1 rRNA gene is annotated in these 574 nt (G+C 51.7%); it reads left to right on the top strand.

The window, feature by feature from the left end:
* Positions 1-574 (top strand): 23S ribosomal RNA (locus tag EOE48_RS28505); the annotation flags it as partial.

Genomic DNA, 574 nt, shown 5'->3' with positions numbered 1-574 from the left:
TAGGTAGCGCCTCATGTATCACTGTAGGGGGTAGAGCACTGTTTCGGCTAGGGGGTCATCCCGACTTACCAAACCGATGCAAACTCCGAATACCTACAAGTGCCGAGCATGGGAGACACACGGCGGGTGCTAACGTCCGTCGTGAAAAGGGAAACAACCCAGACCGTCAGCTAAGGTCCCAAAGTCATGGTTAAGTGGGAAACGATGTGGGAAGGCTTAGACAGCTAGGAGGTTGGCTTAGAAGCAGCCACCCTTTAAAGAAAGCGTAATAGCTCACTAGTCGAGTCGGCCTGCGCGGAAGATGTAACGGGGCTCAAACCATGCACCGAAGCTACGGGTATCACCTTTTGGTGATGCGGTAGAGGAGCGTTCTGTAAGCCTGTGAAGGTGAGTTGAGAAGCTTGCTGGAGGTATCAGAAGTGCGAATGCTGACATGAGTAAGGACAATGCGAGTTAAAAACTCGCACGCCGAAAGACCAAGGTTTCCTGCGCAACGTTAATCGACGCAGGGTTAGTCGGTCCCTAAGGCGAGGCTGAAAAGCGTAGTCGATGGAAAACAGGTTAATATTCCTGT

Source organism: Methylobacterium oryzihabitans, assembly GCF_004004555.2.
Lineage (GTDB): Bacteria > Pseudomonadota > Alphaproteobacteria > Rhizobiales > Beijerinckiaceae > Methylobacterium > Methylobacterium oryzihabitans.
This window is presented reverse-complemented; position numbering and strand designations above follow the sequence as displayed.